The organism is Natrinema sp. H-ect4, assembly GCF_041894845.1.
Taxonomy (GTDB): domain Archaea; phylum Halobacteriota; class Halobacteria; order Halobacteriales; family Natrialbaceae; genus Natrinema.
Window position 1 is genome coordinate 41,926 of the sequence record NZ_JBHDYC010000017.1, and the last position, 16,921, is coordinate 58,846.

Below are 16,921 nucleotides of genomic sequence, written 5' to 3' on the forward strand. Positions count from 1 at the left end.
CCGCAGAGGAAAATTTAGTTTTACATCATGCCGCCCATGCCGCCGCCCATGCCGCCCATGCCGCCGGGGGCACCACCGGGGCCGCCGGCCTCGTCGTCGCCCTTGTCGGTCGACAGATCGCCGGCGGAGATGATGTCGTCGATTTTGAGCACGAGGTTGGCCGCTTCGGCGGCGGAAGTGACGGCCTGCTCCTTGGCGTGGGCCGGTTCGACGACGCCTGCCTCGAACGTGTCTTCGACGTCGCCCGAGAAGACGTTCAGGCCGGCCGTAATCTGGCCGTCGTCGTGGGCCGCGCGCAGGTCGACCAGCGTGTCGATCGAGTCGAGACCCGCGTTCCCGGCGAGGACGCGCGGGACGAGCTCGAGCGAGTCGGCGAACGCCTCGACGGCCAGCTGCTCGCGGCCGGAGACGGAGTCGGCGAAGTCGCGCAGACGCGAGGCGAGTTCGACCTCGATCGCACCGCCGCCCGCGAGGACGCGGCCGTCGGAGACGGTCTGTGCGACGACGTCGAGCGCGTCGTTGACGCCGCGTTCGAGTTCGTCGACGACGTGGTCGGTCGAGCCACGAAGGAGGAGGGTGACGCCGTGGGCGTCCTCGCCCTCGACGTAGAACAGTTCGTCCTCGTCGTCGCGCGTGACGTCACCGAAGCCGAGGTCCTCGGAAGTCGCGCTCTCGAGGTCGGAGACGAGCGACGCGCCGACGACCTCCTGCAGGAATTCCAGGTCGCTCTTCTTGGCGCGGCGCACTGCGAGGATGCCCTCTTTGGCGAGGTAGTGCTGGGCGAGGTCGTCGATGCCCTTCTGGCAGAAGACGACATCCGCGCCGAGATCGACGATGCGCTGGACCTTCTCCTTGAGCTGTTTCTCCTCGCGGTCGAGGAATTTCTGGAGTTGGTCGGGGTCGGTGACGGAGACCTCGGTGTCGACGTCGGCCTCTTCGACTTCGATGGCCTCGTTCAGCAGCAGGATGTCCGCGTCCGTCGCCTCGGTGGGCATGTTGTCGTGGACGGGATCCTTGTCGATGATGCCGCCCTCGAGGAGGTCGGACTCGCCGGCGCTGCGGCCGGTCTGGGTCTCGATGTTGAGGAACTCGAGGTCGACGACGTTGTTGCCCTCATTGTCCTCGACGGTGACCTGACGGATGGCCTCGACGATCAGCTGGGCGAGGTGCTCCTTGTTGACCTCGGTACCCTTGCCGGTCATCGAGGTTTCGGCGGTCTTCCGGAGGAGGTCCTCGTCGCTGGTGTCGATGTCGGTCGCGATGTCGTCGATCTCCTCGCGGGCCTGCTCGCTGGCGAGGTGGAAGCCCTTGATGATCGCCGTCGGGTGAATGTCCTGCTCGAGGAGGTCCTCGGCGTTTTTGAGGAGTTCGCCGGCGATCGCGACGGCCGTCGTGGTGCCGTCGCCAGCCTCGTCCTCCTGGGTCTCGGCGACCTCGATGATCATCTCGGCCGTCGGGTTGTCGATGTCCATCTCCTTGAGGATGGTGACGCCGTCGTTGGTGATCGTCACCGATCCCATGGAGTCGACGAGCATCTTGTCCATTCCCTTCGGACCGAGCGTGGACTGGACGGCTTCAGCGACCGCACGGGCGGCGCTGATGTTGTAATCCTGCGCGTCCTTGTCCTTGACGCGCTGGGAGTCCTCGCTCATTACGATCATCGGCTGACCCTGCTGCATTCGCTGACTCATAGTCGAGCGGATGATTGTTTGTGATTCTATATAAATCTTTCCCAATCCTCGCGAGCGGCGATGTCGAACGGTTCGATCAATAAACGAGAAAAACCGAGGGAGTGCGGGACGATCCCCTGGGTTTGCTTCGATGGGATCCGATCGTCAATCGTTCCCATTCGATCGGCGACACGGCGTTTTTATATTAGGTGATGGCCGAAGCGACGGCGGCGGCACTCGCGAGACCACCCCGATCTCGAGGGGGACTGACGATCGAGATCGGACTCGAGACAGTACCAGTAATACGCACTTTGAACGACTGAAACGGATTTCTGTCCGGCGTCGCTCGCTCGATATACTTCTGACTCGGTTCCGAGTCAAGACAACAGAAGGGTTATGCCGGTAGTCACGTATTACCACTCGAGCAATGGACGAGTCCCCGTCCGTTTCCGAATCGTTCGACGACCCCCGGATTACCCCCCAGTTCTGCCGCCGGCTCACCGACTCGACCGGCGATCTGGTGTTGGTGGGCGTCGTCCACGACCACCCCGCGAGTATCGCGCGCGTCGAGCGCATCCTCCAGCGCGTCGAGCCGGAGACGCTCGCACTCGAGTTACCGCCCATCGCGATGCCCCTGTATCGCATCTATGCCCGCAACGGTGACGCCGACGACCCGACGCCGCCTCGCTTTGGCGGCGAAATGAGCGCGGCGATCCGCGCCGCACCCGACGCGGATCCCGTCGGCATCGACGCCCCCAACTGGTCGTTCTGCCGCCGACTGGTCGCGCGGCTGGTCGCCGATCGCGTCTCGCCCGGGACGGCCCGGCGCGTCATCTCGAGCGTCGGCGGCGCGACCCGCGAGGCGCTCGCCTGTCGGGTGGCCGCGACGCTGACCCACGCGACGTCAATGACGGTCGTCCCCGGCGAGCGGGTCGAGTACGACATCGATCCCGAGGACCCGCCGGACCGACAGGCCGCTCACGAGCGCTCGCACGTCGCCGGTGTTCAGGCGCTGCTGGGCAGCGTCGAGACGGAGGGCAGCGCGTTGTCTTACCGTGACGACACGCGCGAAGGGTGTATGGTCGATCGCCTCGAGACGATTCGATCGGAGCCGGGCGACGCCGTCGCCGTCGTCGGCGTCGATCACCTCGAGCGGCTCGCGACGGAGCTGTCGGCGTAAGAGCGGTCGGTTTTGCTGGAACGAGTCGCGTGAAAATAGGAGGGTTGGACGGTCTCGGACAGCGGGACGCGGCTGTCGGTCACGTCGACGCCCAGACAGTCGGTCAGCGCGTGAATTACTGTTCGTCCCCTTCCCTTCTCCGTCTGAAGACGAAAAGCGTAATCATTTGTTACCGCAGGAACCAGGAAGATATAACGGATAGTGTCGGTTAGTACTGGAGAATCTCGCAGCGGTCTGAGCGAACTGGGAACCGACTGTCGCATCGCTTCGGTCGGATCCGCGAGCCGGTTCGTGAGGGGCAGTTCCGAAACCTGCGCGCCCATCGGCGACGGTCACTGCCGAAGCCCAGAGATACAGTTCCAGCAGTAGGTGAACGTCTGATCGGCTTCGTTGGGTGCACCACAGTGAGGGCATCGAATCGTCTCCCCCTCGATCTCGAGGTCGGGATCTTCGTACTCGGGATCGGTGTCTCCAATATCGTCGGTCGCGCGCGGGTACCGATCGGAACCCGGCGAGGATCGAGCGCTCGCGCGATTCGGGTCGGCGAAAGAGGGAGTGCGCTCGCCGTCGTCATCGTCACCTCGGGCGTAGATGTAGTACAGTAGCAGGTGGAGCAGGGCGAACAGCACGACGTAACCGATGAGCCAACCCCAGAGCGCCATCGGCATGTGGTACGTTCTCGAGGCACTTGGATATTCCCCGATTTCCGACGCGAAGAGAGTCACGGAGCGGGGAACTAGCAGAACAGCTACAGGTCTCGGCCGAACTCGTCGAAGTCCGTGAAATCGTCGGGGAGGTCGTACTCGAGGTGGCGCTGTTCCTGTCGGTTGGTGCCGGCGTCGTCGACGGGCGTTGCGATGTCTTCCCAGCCGGGTTTGATCTTGACGCTCTGGGCGGGCATCCCGACGGCGATGTGGTGGGCGGGAATATCGTACTGGACAACGCCGCGCGCGCCGACGATTGCGTTCTCGCCGACCTTGTTGCCCGCCTGAACCATCGAGTCGTAGGTGAGTCGAACGTCGTCCTCGACGATCGTGTGATAGTTGCGGACCTCGGTCTGATCGACGACGTCGTGGTCGTGGCTGTAGATGTGGACGCCGTCGGAGATCGAGACGCGGTCGCCGATCGTGAGTTCGCCCCGATCGTCGAGGTGAACGTCGTCGTGGACGACGGTGTTGTCGCCGATCGTGATGTTGTGACCGTAGGTGAACGAGATTCCCTTGAAGAAGCGACAGTCGTCCCCGCAATCCGCGAAGAGGTGGTCGGCGAGCATCCGCCGGAATCGCAGCGCGAACTCGACGTTGTCCGCGATGGGAAGGCTGTCGAACTGCCGCCAGAGCCACTGGAGGTGCTTGGAGCGGCGGAACTTCGCTTCGTCCTTCTCGGCGTAGTACTCGCTCTCGAGGGTCGTGTTACAGGGATCGTAGCTCTGCAGGCGGACGCGTTCGGCCGGGGAAACCGACTCGCCGGCCTGCCAGCGCTCGTAGGCTTTACGGTCGCCCGAGAGGTCGATCAGGACGTCTTCGACGACCGAGCAGGTATCCTCGTCGCTCGCAAGCCGTCGATCGACCTCGTCGATGAACTCGCGCATCCCCGCTTCGGCCTCCTCGGGGAGCGACACGTACCGCTTTGTCATACTTCGAGGTATTGCCCGCCGAGTTGATAGTGGTTCGGTTGTCCAACGGCGGTTGCCGGACCCACTGGCATATGGGTTACCTAGATTCCCTCTCGGATTGCCACCGGGCCAGGAGCAATGCAGGGAGCGCGATCGCCCCGACGAACAGGAGAACACCGACCGCGACCGCACCGACCGTGACTCGGTCGCCTGGAAACTCGAACACCTTCGCAGCGAGGAATCCCAGCGGAACGATGACGACGAGAACCGCCAGCAGGAGATGACTCGGCCGGAAGGTGCGGAAACGGCGGTCGTCCATACGCATACGTGTCAGGCGAGTACCCAAGAGCGGTTCGACTCGCAGGGACGGGTCGACTCGGGCACGGGGGTCAACACGCGGGCTCACAGTTCGCAGTTCGACCTTCGGGGCGGTCACGACCGAACGGATTCGGGCGGCATCTCGAGCGTTCCGTTCACCCTAAGTTCCCCCGCTTCGAAGGAGCGTGTATGCAACACAGCGAACTGGGCGACTCGGGCGTCGAGGTCAGCGAGGTGGGCTTTGGCGCGTGGGTCGTCGGGACCGACTGGTGGGGCGACCGCTCGGAAGACGACGCCATCGAGATGGTCCGGTACGCCGTCGAGCAGGGAATTACGTACTTCGACACGGGCGATGTCTACGGTCACGGCCGGAGCGAGGAATTACTCGGCGAGGCCCTCTCGGACGTTCGCGACGAGGTCACGATCGCCACCAAAGTCGGCTACGACTTCTACAACAACCCGCAGGCCGGCCACGGCGAACTCCCCAAGGAGATGGATCCGGAGTACCTGCGCGAGGCCGTCCACAAGAGCCTCGAGCGCCTCGAAATCGACTCAGTCGACGTACTCCAGCTCCACAACGCCGACGTCGACGAGATCACGCCGGACGTCCTCGAGTTGCTGGACGAACTCGAGGAGGACGGGCTGATCGACGCCACCGGCCTCGCGCTCGGTCCCTCGATCGGCTGGCTCGCGGAAGGCGACCTCGCGATCGAGGAGGAGTTCGACTCCGTCCAGCTCGTCTGGAACGTGCTCGAGCAGGAGGTGGGCAACCACTTCCTCGAGACGATCGAACGCACGGGCTCGTCAACTAGCCTCATCCCCCGCGTCCCGCACTCCTCGGGGATCCTCAACGAGCAGGTCACGCCCGACACCGAACTCGGCGAGGGCGACCATCGCGGATTCCGGCCCGAAGAGTGGTACGAGACCGGCTGGGAGAAACTCGAGAAGCTTCGATTCCTTGAACGAGACGGCGAGCGGACGATGGGCCAGGCCTCGATCGCGTGGCTCCTGAGTCACGAGTCCGTCGCGACCGTGACGCCGACGTTCCGCACCACGGACGACATCGACGAGTGGGCGGCCGCCAGCGACGTGCCCAAACTCTCAGACGAGGAGATGGCTCGCGTCGCGGAACTCTACGAGAACGACTTCGAGATCGATCGCGACGACGGGATGGACTCGCTGCGCTCGTCGGTCGACGGCGAAGACATCGAATCGGCCGGGCTGGACAAACTCGCGGCCGACTGATCGGGCCGACCGCCGGTTCGAGCAGCATCGACGGCCGACCGGTTCGCTTATTCTGATTCTGATTGGGGGTCCGTGAGCCTGAATTCGAACTCCAGTTTCCCGTCGGTCTTGACGGTCACGCCGCCGAGTTCGTCCGAGAGCTGCTCTCGCGCTCGAGAGCTCGGTTCGACGGTGACGGAGACGCTGTTGGTGTTCGCGTTGTACGTGATGTTCCCGACGGCGACGTCGAACGCGAAGAACTCCGGAACGTCCTCCCTGAGCTGTGTTTGCACGTCGTCGACGTCCGACCGAACGTCGGCCATCTCTTCGTTTAACGTGCTCATCCCCATTGGTAGCGGGTAGCATACCTTAACGGTTCCCCCTGAACTGTCCGGAGTACCGGCGAGACCTCGAGAGGTCTCGAGCGCGCCAACGTATTCGACCAAGATCACGTCCGCGTGGGCTACGAATGCTGTGTCCTGGCGACCCTGACGGTGCTCGTGGTCGTACAGGTCGCGTTCGTCGTCGCGAATCTCCTGTAAGAACGGACAGAAGCTCGCAGCGATCAGTCGAACGTCGATGCGACCCACTCGTTCCACGTCACCGTTCCGACGGTCCGGTCCGGGCAGATCGCCCCACCGGCTCGAAAAGCGGCGGCGATCTTCCCGGGAATCGGGAGGCGAACGATCGGTCGGCGGAGCCCTCTCGCGTCGCGGTAGGTCCGCGCGAGGTCGCCGACGGTTCGCACCTCGGGACCGCCGATATCGGGCACCCGACCGGCCGCGTCGAGCGTCGCGTGGTCGACGATCGCGTCTGCCACCTCACCCACGTCGATCGGCTGGAGCCGAATGCCGGTGGGCAACGGCCAGACCGGCAACCGGGAGGCCGTCTCGAGAAGGTCGGCGACGAACGAGTGAAACTGCGTCGCGCGGACCATCGTCGACGGGATGTCGCTCTCCGCGACGGTCTGTTCGACGGCGTGTTTCTGTTCGTAGTACGAGTACGGAATCTCGTCGACGCCGACGATGGAGACGTACACGACGTTCGAGACGTCGGCGTCGGCGGCCGCCTCGAGCAGTCGTTCGGTACCGCGGACATCGACGGCCTCAGTGTCCCCCTGCGGCGCAGTCGCCGTGTGGACGACGATGTCGACGTCGGCGACGGCCTCGCGGATCCCCGTTCCCTCGGCCAGGTCCATCGCGACCCAGTCGATGTCGTCGCTATCTGTCGGCGGCGATCGACTCGTCGCGCGAACGTCGTCGCCCGCGTCTCGTAGCCGGGGGCGCAGTGCCGTCCCGAGCGTCCCGGTCCCTCCCGTCAGCAGCGTTCGATTGGTCATGGCAGAGACGGCTTCTCACCGGGGAACCGAATCATGAGTGCCGCATTCGTCTGGGGGGTTTAAGTGAGGTTCGAGAACAGTACAGCTATGAAACACGTTCGAGCACTGCTCGACGGGGGCGGTCGCGAGGCCGAGATTCACCCGGTGTACGACGTTCTCATCAACGCATCCTACGTTGATCGCGCGACCGCGATGCAGTGGAGCTTCTCCGGCGATGAACTCGGGATCCTGCACTACGTCGAGGGCGACCGCGAACGGTTCGCGGACGCGATGGAGTCGATTCCGGCGGTGCTGGCGTACGAACTGACTGCGGCCGATTCGGGCTCCTTCTATGCGTACATCAGAGACGAGACCACCGAGCCCATGCGGGAGCTGCTCGACTCCGTGACGGGGAATCCGGTCGTTGTGATTCCGCCGGCCGAGTTCACCGACGACGGGACAGTGGCGTACTCGATGGTCGGCCCGCCGGCGGAGATCCAGTCCGCCCTCGAGGAGATTCCAGATCCGATCGGGGTAACGGTCACCGAAATCAGCGGACTGTCGGCAGCGCCGGGGATCCTCGAATCGCTGCTGAGCGAGCGCCAGCGCGAGGCGATTGCCGTCGCCGTCGACCGCGGTTACTACGAGATCCCGCGCCAGATGAGCCATGAAGACGTCGCAGCGGCGATCGACTGCGCGCCGAGCACAGCAGCCGAACACCTGCGGAAGGCCGAGTCCAAACTCCTGCAATCGGTTGTCGGCGACTGAGCGAGAGCGTCACCGCGTCCGCTTTTATATGTCCCTCTATATCTGGGTTCGATCTCTATTCGGAACGGGATCGAACGACTAGTCGGCGAGCGCACGATTCAGACCCATGAAACCGTACGAATTTACCTGCCCCGACTGTCGCCGAGAGATCGCTGTGACCGACCCGATACGCGAGGCGACACTGGCGAACGGCTGTCCCGTTTGCGGACAGTCGGTCGCCGAGGACAACTTCGCGACCTAATCCGTTCCGTTTCCGGACCACGCCCGGTTCGACGACTACGGCTCGCGGCTCGAGTGGTCTCAATTCGGAGCCACCCACACCGAACACGTCGCAGCGAGCGCACGCTGCTGTCACCCGTTCTATAGTAACAACTGCAACGAGTTACACACTGATCGCACAGCTGCCATGCGATCAGGTGTGCAGTGACTTGCAGTGCTACTATACTTCAGCGCGAGCACAGCGCTGATCCCGGCCCTGTTCAGCGTCTGGCACAACGTCTCCGGACCAGCGCTTGCGACGGTGTTCACGCACCTCGACGACGAGGAACCGATCGACAGCGAGGAACCGACTGCCGTCACCAACTGATCCCGTCCAGCGTTCGCGGCCGCCGAAACGGTCCGAGCCGAATGCACAATCCCCTTAATGTCATTTAACACCCCCTATGATAGGTTTTTACGTCGGAACGGTGTGCCACATTGTATCATGACTGGCGTCACGTACGTCCAGAAGGCGTGCGCGTACATCACTCGCACAACGGGCGAGTTACTGGTATTCGAGGGACCGGGACACGACGGCCTCCAGATCCCGAAGGGAACGCTCGAGTCGGGCGAATCTCCGCGAGAGGCACTGTTCAGGGAAGTTCTCGAGGAGAGCGGCCTCGGAACGCTGAGCGGGACCCAACATCTGACGACCGACATCTGGACGCGCCGCGAGGAGCCGCCGAAGCGCTACGTCCGGCACTTCTTCCACGCGACGGTGCACGAACCCCGCGACCGGTGGACGCACACCGTCACCGACGGCGGGGAGGAACACGGTGCTGAGTTCGAGTTCCGCTGGATCCGGCCGCCAACCGGGCGGGAGTTCGCGCTCGACCTCGACGAGTACGTCGACCTGCTCCCCACCACCGCCGGTCCGGACCCGGTCACCAGCGCTTCGGATTGAGCGAGTGACTGCGTCTGCCACTCGAGTGCGCGGCCCCGACCGCGGTCGCGCCAGTAAATCGTTACAGCAAACCGTATCAGGCCACGATCGGCCCGCGCTGAGTGATACCATCGATATACGTCGATCACGGACTCGAGAGAGGAGAGGAGACGGGTTCCGGCGAGCACCGATCGAGTGCACTGGCCCGCGCGGCCAGAAAAGCTATGCTCGGATCGGCGCGTCCCCGGGTATGGCCCTCCACCATCGGGAATATCTCAGCGTCACTGCCGAGGCGCTCCACCCCGGAACGATCGTTCGCTACTCCTACCGAACCGGACGCTCGCTGGCCACCGTCGTCGAACGAACCGACCGCTTCGTCACCTTCGTCGGCGAGGACTGCGACGGGAAATTCACGCACGGCCAGATCGATCGGCTATTCGCAGATGAGCGTCTCGAGATCGTCCTCGACGACGAGATACACACGCCGGACGACCAGGCCGAATAAGTCGCCGTCAGTAGACATCTCCCATCTCACACCAGACCAACCAACCGGTATGCGGTGGCGCGCGCTGTCGGCCGACCGAGGGCCTCGGAAAGCGAACGGTGACCGCAGGGAACCGTGAGCACAGCGAGGACGGCCGACGATATTGCGCGAGGTCGTCGCGAGTGAAACGAGCGACTGCTTGGAAGACGCTTGCGTCTTCCAGTGGATGAGCGAGGGAAGCATGACCGAGCGAATCGGTTGGGAAGGGCGTGGCGATTCCCTGTTGCCACCATAGCAGGACGCTTTGTCCCGCTCATTCCCATCAGAGGCCACTGCAGAATTCGTGTCCCTTTCTATTGCGATATGCGATGAGAGTGTAGAGAACGTCCCTCTGTTATTTCGAAAGCGCGCGCTCGACGGCTTCCGCCACGTTCATCGCCTTCTCGGCCAGTTCGTCGGAGACGAATCCGTCAGAAACGGCGTCCTCGAGTTCCTCGGCGTCTACGATCTCGACCGTCCCGTCGCGCTGCCGGATGACGTCGACGTAGAGGTCGACGTACCGAACGGTATCCGGAAAGAGCTCGACGGGCGTACAGACGTTGACGTAGGTCCCTTTCGACGTGCCGTCGGCGGCCGTGTACGTCGTCGGATACCACCACCGGCCCTCGCGGAACTTCGTCACGGCGACGTCGCCCGACTCCTTGGAGACGCCGAGCGCGTCGTAGCTCCCGCCGCCGCGCATGGAGCGCTCGAGAGTCACCTTCCCCTCGGGGTCCCACTCGGTCACCTCGCCGCGACCGAGCGAGATGAGTCGGCCGTCGGGTTTGCCGTGACCGATCTCGAGGCGGTCGCCCGTCGTCGGGCCGAACTGCCGAGCGACCGCCGCGAAGGGAAACTCGCCGGTTGCGTCAGCACCGCCGTCACCGGTTCCGGTCGACTCGCAGACGGCCTCCGCGAAGTCGACCGCCGCGCTCGCGGCCCGATCGGCCGCCTTCGTTCGATGGTGGCCCGGCATCGTGGTCTCCACCCGACGCCGCACGCTGTCCAGCGCGAACCGGGCCTCGCGACCGAACCAGCACCACTCGGTCCGGCGGGGCGCGGCCAGCAGTCCCGGCTCGCCGGGTTCGTCCGGTGCGTCGGCCAGCGCGGTCTCGAGCGACCGCGCCCGATTCGCGACGTCTTCGAGCGCGGTTCCCATCGCCTCGAGGTCAGCGTCGGCCGCGGCGTGTTGCCAGCGGACACCCCATCCCTCGGGCACATCGACCGAGAGAAGGTCGGTCATGCCGACCAGTTCCTCCGCTCGCTCGCCGCGAAGCGCCGCCGAGACGCCGGTTCGATCCCGGGACAGGGTACAGAGCCCGCCCTGAACTTCGAGCGTCGGCCCCACGAGGGGGCGGTCGTCGTCCCACGGCGGCGCGGGCTCGTGGACCTGTACCCGGTACCGATTTCCGGCGTCGACGTAGCCGTCAGCGTCGTCGTATTTCAGAAAGCCGCGCCGACCGTCGCCGAGGTCGACGACCGCGCCGCTGCCGCCGCCCGCCTCGAGCACGTCCGCGTCGAAGACTGCACCGCGGGACACGTCGTCCGGCCACCGAAACGTATCGATCGCGAGGTCCTCGAGTTCGCTCGCGACCGGCTCGACCGCGTCCGGCGTACCCGAAATCTCGACGCCCTGTCGATCACGGGTCGTCTCGATCGAGACGTCGGCCGGCGCGGCGTCGAACGATCGCTCGAATCGCTCCCGAATCGGTTCGGAGGCCTGTACGACCTCGCGGCCGGTCTCGCTCAGCAACCGGGTGATCGCCGTCGTGTAGATGCCGCGGACTCGAGCCGTCGTCATCGCGCTCCCTCCGCGAGCGCTCGCCGCACCGCCGTCGACGGCCGCTGTCGCTCGTCGATCCCTCGTCGCGGCTCTCGTCGCAACTCTCGCTCGAGCGATCCGAACCCCGCCTCGCAGGCAGACATCATCAGAGCGTGTCGCGGTCGGCTGCGAACCGCACCCGATCGTCGATCGTCGGCCCGAGTGAGAGTTCGACGTGTCCGTCTCCCAGAATTCGGCCGTCCTCGACGGAGACGCCCCACGTCTCGAATCGGAGCCAGCCGCGCATCTCGTCGGCGTGAGTCGGGATGTCGGCGTAGTCGACGTCGTGTTCGGGGTAGTCCGAACTCGAGTGGGCCATCTCCATGTCGGAGTAGACGGTGTCGTGCTCGTCGAAGAACGCCTCGAGCGCTGCCGCGTCTTCGGCGACGGCGTCGACGACCGCCTCTGAGGCGGCCCGAAGCTCGTCGGTCTCGAGGCCGACATCGCGAAGCGCTCGCTGAGTTCGCTGGTCGAAGTGCATACGTGCCGGTTGGGCCGGGACGCCTTTGATAATTCCGAGTTCGCGCTGGCGGTCTCGACTCCATGCCGGTCGTCCTGACGTCGCGTCGTCACTCGAACGGTCGCGAAGTCAGTTTCCGACACCGACCCGTCCCGTCGGATGTATACGTCGCAGCCGACTCGATCGAATACGGTTTCGGCAAGAGGCTCCTCCAAGAGGCACGCGAACGGTAGTTTCCAGCGGCCGGTTCCCCTGGGTGTCACCGCCAGTCCGATCGCACAGCCGTCCGCCCGAGTACGCAACCGTCTGTCGATCGGTGTGAAAACCGTTGCAGTCGGTCCAGATCGTCGCTGAGTACCAACCTATACCGGGCAGGCGATCATATGGCCGCCCATGGAACGTAGGCGCGACCCGGTCGAACGGGCCGAGGAGCGGACCGGTGACGGGTCGGTCGACCTCTACGACGTCTCGACGTGGGAGCCGCGATCGATCGGCGACCTGGTGGCGTACACGCTCTACAACGCCGTGAGCTACGGATTCCGTGCGCTCGTCTTGCTGATCGCGATCGCGATCACCCTCGTCTTACTCGTCTCGCCGGCCGCGGTCGTCCTCGAGGATCCGTTCGTCGCCCTCTTCTTCGGACTCTCGATCGTCCCCGCGGGGTTGCTCGCGGCGTACATCTGGTATGCGGACATCACGACGAGCGAACCGCTCTGGTTGCTCGTCGTAACCTTCCTGCTCGCGGTCCTGTTCGCGACGTTCGCGGCGCTTGTCAACTCGTACAGTCGGGCACTGCTCGGGATCAGTGGAGTTCTCTTTTTCTACCTGATCGTCGGCCCGATCGAGGAGACAGTAAAGCTACTCGCCGTGCAGGTGTTCGCCTACCGGAACGACAGTTTCAACGCCGTCATCGACGGCGCAGTGTACGGTGCCGTCGCCGGGTTAGGGTTCGCCGCCATCGAAAACGCGCTCTACATCAGCCGCGTCATCGGCGAGGCGAACCCCGAGACCAACATTTTCGTCACCGCCAGCGGGATCGCGACGGTCCGTGCGCTGGCCGGACCGGGCCACGTCATTTACTCGGCGATCGCGGGCTACTACCTCGGACTGGCGAAGTTCAACCGCGACTACGCCGGTCCGATCGTCCTCAAGGGACTGCTCGTCGCCGCGTTCGTCCACGGGACGTATAACGTCACAGTCGGGATCGTTCCGGGGATCGTCACCGACCTCCTCCCCATCGGCTACGGAATCGCGTTCGTCGGCTACGTCGTTCTCTACGACCTCGCGATCGGCTACTACCTCTATCGCAAGATCGATCGCTATCGCCGGACCTACCAGTCCGTCACGAGCCATATCGATGGCGACTCGCGGCCGGAACTGACCGAGTTCGAGCCGCCCCAGCGCTGACCGCGACTCGGTGGCGACATCCCTGGAAAGGCCGATTTCAGGACTCAGCAGACGGCTGCGAGCCCCTCACGGACGCGCTGGCGGGTCGGGCAGCAAGAACTGCTCGAGGAGTGCCAGCGACGACTGGATATTGCGGACGAATAGACGGCCCAGTTACTCGAAGCGGGCCTCGAGCAGCCGTTCGACGTACTTCGCGAGCACGTCGACCTCGAGGTGGACCGGGTCGCCGGGTGCTTTCTCCGAGAGCGTTGTCAGTTCGTAGGTCGTCGGGATGATCGCGACCGTTACCCGGCCGTTCTCGGTATCGAGGTCGGCGACGGTCAGACTGATTCCATCGAGCGTGATCGACCCCTTCTCGACGACGTAGCGGTCGTACCCCTCGGGGAGGTCGAACTCGAAAAACCAGTCCTCGTCGATGGATTCGATGGTCGAAACCGTCGCGACCGCGTCGACGTGGCCCTGGACGACGTGGCCGTCGAACCGGCCGTCGGCCGGCATCGCCCGCTCGAGGTTGACCGCGTCGCCCTCGTCTAACTCGCCCAGATAGGTCCGCTCGACGGTCTCGGTCGCCAGGAAGACCTCGAACCACTCGCCCTCGACGTCGTCCTCGACCGTGAGACACGCGCCGCTGACGCTGATGCTCTGGCCGTGCTCGAGGCCCGTCGCGACCTCGTCGGCCCCGATCCGGAGCCGGAGGCCGTCGTCCGTTCGCTCTCGAGCGACGATTTCGCCGGTCTCCTCGACGATCCCCGTGAACATACGCGCAACTGGCGGGCGACGGGAGAAAGCCGTTCCGGGTCGGGCCGGCATCCTACGTCGACTCGAACGAATCGTCGTACGGGACGGTGCGAACCCCGGAAAACTCGAACCGCGCACCGCCGAACTCGCTCTCGGTCACGTCGACCGACCAGCCGTGAGCCTGCGCGATCTCGCGGACGATGTTCAGCCCCAGTCCCGTACCGTCCTCGCCCGTCGTCCACCCCGGTTCGAGCACCCGGTCGCGCTTGCCCGGCGGGATGCCGGGGCCGTCGTCGGCGACCGAAAACCCGTCGGCCGAGAGCGCGAGCGAGACGGTGACGTCCGCGCCGCCGTGTTCGACCGCGTTCCGAAAGAGGTTCTCGAACAGGTTGCGGATCCGACTCGAGTCGGCGTAAAAGAGCCCGGCGGACTCGACGCGAATCGTCGCATCCGCGGTCGCTACGTGCTCCCAGCAGTCGTCGGCGATCGAGCCGAACTGGATCGACTCGACGTCGTCGACCTCGTACCCGCTGCGGACCATCGTTAACACGTCGTCGATGATCCCGGCCATCCGATCGAGGACGGCCTCGATCTCGTCGGCGTGGCAGTCGCCGTCGTCCGCTCGGTCGACCTCGAGTAGTGCCTGGGCGACGTTGAGGGGGTTCCGGAGGTCGTGAGCCACGACGCTCGCAAACTCGTCCAACCGTTCGTTCTGTCGCTCGAGGGTCCGCTCGTAGGCCAGTCGATTGAGCGCGATTTCGGCGTTGACCGACAACACCGACGCGAGTTCCTCGTCCGACCGATCGAACGCCCCGACCGCGGGATCGACGATGCTGATCACACCGTGATCGCCCATCGGGTGGTACATCGCCGAGCACGCCTCCCCGCGGTCGTAGCCGTCCTCGAGGTCACGGACATCATCATACCGGAGCGAGGTGCCGTTATCGTAGGCGTGACTGACCGGCGACGGGCTCTCGGTCGGGTACGCCGGCCGTTCACCCATCTCCGTCTCGGCCCCATCAGTCACGGCGACCGGCCGCAGTCGATCGTCCTCGACGAGTCGGACGACGTTGTACTCGTATCCGAGGATCGTCCGCGCGGCGTCGGCGACGAGGGCGGCGATTTCCTCGCGACCGTCCGCGGCGACTAACTCCCGCGTCGCCGCGTGGAGCGCTCGGAGCTGTCGCTCGTACTCCTTTCGGTCGGTTACGTCGCGGAAAACGCCAGCGACCAATCGGCGGTCGTACAGGTCGAAGACGTGGGCGTTGATCTCGACCGGGATCCGCTCGCCGGCGCTGGTCTCGACGTGAATGTCCGACCCGTCCGGAAACTCGTGGAGAATCGGCTGGTCGGAACGGGGACTGGCGATGTACTCCTCGAAGAGGGCCCGATAGCGGTCGGCCTCCTCGGACGGATGGAGGGCGGTCTGTGGCCGGCCCACGAATTCGGCCGGGTCGTCGCCCAGCAGCTCCGCGACCCGTTCGTTCGCCTCGACAATCTCACCCGTCGCCGCGTCCGCGACGACGACCGCGTCCGGGACCGCCTGGAGAATCGTCTGGTACTTCGCACGGAGCGTCTCTCGGTCGCGGACGTCTCGAACGACGACCATGTATTCGCGTCGACCGTCGCTCTCGATCGGGCTCAGACTGATATCGATCGGGATCTTGGATCCGTCCTTCCGTCGGCCCGAGAGATCGAGACCCGCGCCCATCGGTCGGGTTTCGGGGTCGGCGATGTACGCGTCGCGCTTGGCAACGTGTTCCTCCCGGACGGACTCCGGAACGAGGATCTCGATCGGTTCGCCGACGAGTTCGGACGGCTCGTAGCCGAATAAGTCGGTGACGCGCGCGTTCGCGTAGGTGATCCGCCCGCCGTGATCGACGAGGATGATCGCGTCGGGCGAGGCTTCACAGATCGCTTCGTATCGCTGTCGCGGGTGCTGTTGCATGGAGTCTGTCCGTCGGTATCGAGCCGATATGGATACCTGAATCCCGATCGATTTCAATGTTTTAGTAAATAACCTGTAACGTTCACTGCAAACGAAATCGCCGACCGAGGTGGCGACCGCAACGGTCGGTAACGGGCCGACATCGTCGCTGCGTTTTTGACGGTCGGCGCGCTACCCCACTCCAATGGCCGGTATCATCGATACGATCAAACTCGCGGGCACGCTCGTCTTCGCCATTCCCGCCGCGCTCGCCGGGCTCGACTTCCTGCTCATTCGCGACGACACGGGAATCGGCCTGACCCTCATCGGCCTCGCGATCGGGCTCGTAGTCATCCAGCACTGGCTGACGATGCCCACCGACATTCCCGAACTCGTGGCCAACCGGGTCGTCGGCACGGTCGCGAAAGAGCCCGAATCCGATTCGAACGACGACCGGTGACTGGGGTTGGCGATCGTCACTCCTCACCGACCGCTCGAGCAGAACGCCGCAACTGCTCGACCGAACTGGAACGGGGCTACTCGAGACGACACGGGCACAATCCATTCCCGGCTCGAGCCGAAATAGAACGATATGGGTACCGAGTGCACGTACTGCAACAGCGATATCGAACGACACGATCCCGTATACGTGAACGAAGGCGAGAACGAGAGCACCAACCAGACCGGGCAGTTCTGTAACTACGCCTGTCTGGACAGGCACATCGAGGAGGAGAGCCTGATGTCCGGTGACGCCTGTGAATGGTCACCGGAATCCTGAGCCGAGGTCCCTACCGGTACTCGAACACTAGT

The 16,921-nt window shown here is 64.6% G+C and carries 20 protein-coding genes and 1 pseudogene; 10 read left to right on the forward strand and 11 right to left on the reverse strand.

Annotated elements, in window-relative coordinates:
* Nucleotides 1-20: 20 nt before the first annotated feature.
* Entirely contained in the window at nucleotides 21-1,691 is a 1,671-nt protein-coding gene (gene thsB, locus ACEWFR_RS18885) for a thermosome subunit beta (protein WP_374062511.1), read from the reverse strand.
* Between the two features lie 406 nt (nucleotides 1,692-2,097).
* Here thsB and ACEWFR_RS18890 point away from each other — a divergent pair, with 406 nt between their 5' ends.
* Complete coding sequence (locus tag ACEWFR_RS18890) at nucleotides 2,098-2,850, forward strand: hypothetical protein (protein ID WP_374062512.1); 753 nt, start codon at nucleotides 2,098-2,100, stop codon at nucleotides 2,848-2,850.
* Between the two features lie 332 nt (nucleotides 2,851-3,182).
* On the opposite strand, the gene ACEWFR_RS18895 is transcribed toward ACEWFR_RS18890, so the two are convergent.
* From ACEWFR_RS18895 to ACEWFR_RS18905, 3 genes are all read right to left on the reverse strand, one after another.
* The gene (locus ACEWFR_RS18895) at nucleotides 3,183-3,512 is read right to left on the reverse strand and encodes a hypothetical protein (protein WP_374062513.1); all 330 of its coding nucleotides are present in this window, start codon (nucleotides 3,510-3,512) and stop codon (nucleotides 3,183-3,185) included.
* An 86-nt stretch (nucleotides 3,513-3,598) separates the two neighbouring features.
* Nucleotides 3,599-4,486 carry an acyltransferase gene (locus ACEWFR_RS18900; RefSeq protein ID WP_374062514.1) on the reverse strand — a complete coding sequence of 296 codons (888 nt, stop codon included), beginning with the start codon at nucleotides 4,484-4,486 and terminating at the stop codon, nucleotides 3,599-3,601.
* Between the two features lie 76 nt (nucleotides 4,487-4,562).
* Complete coding sequence (locus ACEWFR_RS18905) at nucleotides 4,563-4,784, reverse strand: hypothetical protein (protein ID WP_374062515.1); 222 nt, start codon at nucleotides 4,782-4,784, stop codon at nucleotides 4,563-4,565.
* Nucleotides 4,785-4,972: 188 nt separating this feature from the next.
* On the opposite strand from ACEWFR_RS18905, the gene ACEWFR_RS18910 reads away from it, so the two are divergent.
* Nucleotides 4,973-6,028, forward strand: coding sequence for an aldo/keto reductase (locus ACEWFR_RS18910; RefSeq protein WP_374062516.1), 1,056 nt, complete (start codon nucleotides 4,973-4,975; stop codon nucleotides 6,026-6,028).
* A 47-nt stretch (nucleotides 6,029-6,075) separates the two neighbouring features.
* On the opposite strand, the gene ACEWFR_RS18915 is transcribed toward ACEWFR_RS18910, so the two are convergent.
* The gene (locus tag ACEWFR_RS18915; protein ID WP_226039484.1) at nucleotides 6,076-6,351 is read right to left on the reverse strand and encodes a hypothetical protein; all 276 of its coding nucleotides are present in this window, start codon (nucleotides 6,349-6,351) and stop codon (nucleotides 6,076-6,078) included.
* Between the two features lie 221 nt (nucleotides 6,352-6,572).
* Nucleotides 6,573-7,346: an SDR family oxidoreductase gene (locus tag ACEWFR_RS18920; RefSeq protein WP_374062517.1), complete on the reverse strand. Its 774-nt coding sequence runs from the start codon at nucleotides 7,344-7,346 to the stop codon at nucleotides 6,573-6,575.
* An 87-nt stretch (nucleotides 7,347-7,433) separates the two neighbouring features.
* Here ACEWFR_RS18920 and ACEWFR_RS18925 point away from each other — a divergent pair, with 87 nt between their 5' ends.
* The 5 genes and pseudogenes from ACEWFR_RS18925 to ACEWFR_RS18945 all read left to right on the forward strand — a co-directional run bounded on the left by ACEWFR_RS18925 (nucleotide 7,434) and on the right by ACEWFR_RS18945 (nucleotide 9,739).
* Nucleotides 7,434-8,093, forward strand: a complete 660-nt coding sequence (locus ACEWFR_RS18925; RefSeq protein WP_374062518.1) for a helix-turn-helix domain-containing protein — start codon at nucleotides 7,434-7,436, stop codon at nucleotides 8,091-8,093.
* Nucleotides 8,094-8,199: 106 nt separating this feature from the next.
* Nucleotides 8,200-8,334 (forward strand): zinc ribbon domain-containing protein, encoded by a 135-nt coding sequence (locus tag ACEWFR_RS18930; RefSeq protein WP_374062519.1) that lies wholly within the window; start codon nucleotides 8,200-8,202, stop codon nucleotides 8,332-8,334.
* A gap of 186 nt (nucleotides 8,335-8,520) precedes the next feature.
* Nucleotides 8,521-8,679, forward strand: a pseudogene (locus ACEWFR_RS18935) (bile acid:sodium symporter family protein); the annotation flags it as partial.
* A 117-nt stretch (nucleotides 8,680-8,796) separates the two neighbouring features.
* The gene (locus tag ACEWFR_RS18940) at nucleotides 8,797-9,255 is read left to right on the forward strand and encodes an NUDIX domain-containing protein (protein ID WP_374062520.1); all 459 of its coding nucleotides are present in this window, start codon (nucleotides 8,797-8,799) and stop codon (nucleotides 9,253-9,255) included.
* Nucleotides 9,256-9,484: 229 nt separating this feature from the next.
* The gene (locus ACEWFR_RS18945; RefSeq protein WP_374062521.1) at nucleotides 9,485-9,739 is read left to right on the forward strand and encodes a hypothetical protein; all 255 of its coding nucleotides are present in this window, start codon (nucleotides 9,485-9,487) and stop codon (nucleotides 9,737-9,739) included.
* A 373-nt stretch (nucleotides 9,740-10,112) separates the two neighbouring features.
* Here ACEWFR_RS18945 and ACEWFR_RS18950 read toward each other — a convergent pair whose 3' ends face one another.
* Genes ACEWFR_RS18950 through ACEWFR_RS18960 form a run of 3 tightly spaced genes read right to left on the reverse strand, consistent with a single transcriptional unit; the run spans nucleotide 10,113 to nucleotide 12,060 of the window.
* Nucleotides 10,113-11,558, reverse strand: coding sequence for a DUF402 domain-containing protein (locus tag ACEWFR_RS18950; RefSeq protein ID WP_374062522.1), 1,446 nt, complete (start codon nucleotides 11,556-11,558; stop codon nucleotides 10,113-10,115).
* Nucleotides 11,555-11,683, reverse strand: coding sequence for a hypothetical protein (locus ACEWFR_RS18955; RefSeq protein ID WP_374062523.1), 129 nt, complete (start codon nucleotides 11,681-11,683; stop codon nucleotides 11,555-11,557). Before ACEWFR_RS18955 ends, ACEWFR_RS18950 begins: the two co-directional genes overlap by 4 nt.
* 2 nt (nucleotides 11,684-11,685) lie before the next feature.
* Entirely contained in the window at nucleotides 11,686-12,060 is a 375-nt protein-coding gene (locus tag ACEWFR_RS18960) for a hypothetical protein (protein WP_374062524.1), read from the reverse strand.
* Between the two features lie 372 nt (nucleotides 12,061-12,432).
* Here ACEWFR_RS18960 and ACEWFR_RS18965 point away from each other — a divergent pair, with 372 nt between their 5' ends.
* Nucleotides 12,433-13,446: a PrsW family intramembrane metalloprotease gene (locus tag ACEWFR_RS18965; RefSeq protein ID WP_374062525.1), complete on the forward strand. Its 1,014-nt coding sequence runs from the start codon at nucleotides 12,433-12,435 to the stop codon at nucleotides 13,444-13,446.
* A 153-nt stretch (nucleotides 13,447-13,599) separates the two neighbouring features.
* Here ACEWFR_RS18965 and ACEWFR_RS18970 read toward each other — a convergent pair whose 3' ends face one another.
* Both ACEWFR_RS18970 and ACEWFR_RS18975 read right to left on the reverse strand, forming a co-directional pair.
* Nucleotides 13,600-14,205 carry a riboflavin synthase gene (locus ACEWFR_RS18970; protein ID WP_374062526.1) on the reverse strand — a complete coding sequence of 202 codons (606 nt, stop codon included), beginning with the start codon at nucleotides 14,203-14,205 and terminating at the stop codon, nucleotides 13,600-13,602.
* Nucleotides 14,206-14,257: 52 nt separating this feature from the next.
* On the reverse strand, nucleotides 14,258-16,132 hold the full coding sequence (locus tag ACEWFR_RS18975; RefSeq protein WP_374062527.1) for a PAS domain S-box protein: 1,875 nt from the start codon (nucleotides 16,130-16,132) through the stop codon (nucleotides 14,258-14,260).
* A 184-nt stretch (nucleotides 16,133-16,316) separates the two neighbouring features.
* Between ACEWFR_RS18975 and ACEWFR_RS18980 the strand changes: the two genes are divergently transcribed.
* Nucleotides 16,317-16,571, forward strand: a complete 255-nt coding sequence (locus tag ACEWFR_RS18980) for a hypothetical protein (protein WP_098725410.1) — start codon at nucleotides 16,317-16,319, stop codon at nucleotides 16,569-16,571.
* A 132-nt stretch (nucleotides 16,572-16,703) separates the two neighbouring features.
* Nucleotides 16,704-16,889, forward strand: a complete 186-nt coding sequence (locus ACEWFR_RS18985; RefSeq protein WP_098725409.1) for a hypothetical protein — start codon at nucleotides 16,704-16,706, stop codon at nucleotides 16,887-16,889.
* Nucleotides 16,890-16,921: the final 32 nt, after the last annotated feature.